Below are 1,046 nucleotides of genomic sequence, written 5' to 3' on the forward strand. Positions count from 1 at the left end.
ACCGATTCCGTATCGTAAAGCTTTGTCTGTACCCATACATCTGTTGCAAAGGTTACTCCTTCTTCAGATGTGTTGGTTATCTTAAGTATATTAAATCTCGCACGATTTCCGTCGTCTCTTGACTCAAAAGATACTGTCTGCTTTTTTGTTCCGTTAAGAATGGTTTCGTGTGTTCCGGATGTTTTGAAGTTATACCATGAATTGTCATACTGATACAGATTTCCGCCTACAGTCATTGTTCCGGCTGTAAGCAATTTGCTGTGATCGACATTTGAACGTGTTGCAAACGTTCCGGCCACCGTTACTTTATCTGCTTCGTTGGTCATGTTAAGTCTGCCAGAACTTGCTCCATTTCCTGTGGTCTGTATCTTGTAATCTCCTGTTACCACAAGTTCTCCGCCGTTGACCTTTATCTCTCCGCCTGACTGGGTCAGATCTCCGTTGACAGTCAACTTATGTCCGTTGAGGTCGAGAGTACCGTATACCAATTCAAAGCCGTCTACGGTTTCATCCTTTTCAAGCGTCCAGCCGTTCTTTCTTCCATCTGCAAATTTAAGCTTTTTGTTCTTATCGGTAATATTATTCGCATTGAAGTATGAAGAAACATACACTCCATCCTCAGATGTGTTGGTTATTTCCAAATTTGCAAAGCGAGCATTCGGACTTGCAAGGCTTATCGTCTGCTTTTCCGTTCCGCTTAGTACGACCTTGTGATCACCGGTAGCATAGAAGTTATTTCCGTTACCCGAATACTGATTGAAATTTCCCTTGACCTCGAGTATTCCGTTCGTTAGCAGTCCGTTGTGATCATACCTTGAGTACATTACAAAATTACGGTTTACCTTTACAAAGTCATCTTCCTTGGTCATTTGCAGTCTTGCATATGATTCATTTCCGTAAGCTATCGTTCCGTCGTTGTTCAGCCATGAATCCTGTATTCTCAGATCACGCCCTACATAAAGCTGTCCGTTATTTACGTTCATTATTGCATAGTAATATCCCAAAGCAAGATCATTTCCCACTTCAAGCTTATGACCGTTAAGATC

1 pseudogene is annotated in these 1,046 nt (G+C 41.9%); it reads right to left on the bottom strand.

From position 1 onward, the window contains the following. A pseudogene (locus AB5123_RS14435) lies at positions 1 to 1,046 on the bottom strand (hypothetical protein); the annotation flags it as partial.

This window comes from Ruminococcus sp. RTP21204st1_B2_RTP21204_210225 (genome assembly GCF_040914135.1).
Lineage (GTDB): Bacteria > Bacillota > Clostridia > Oscillospirales > Ruminococcaceae > Hominimerdicola > Hominimerdicola aceti.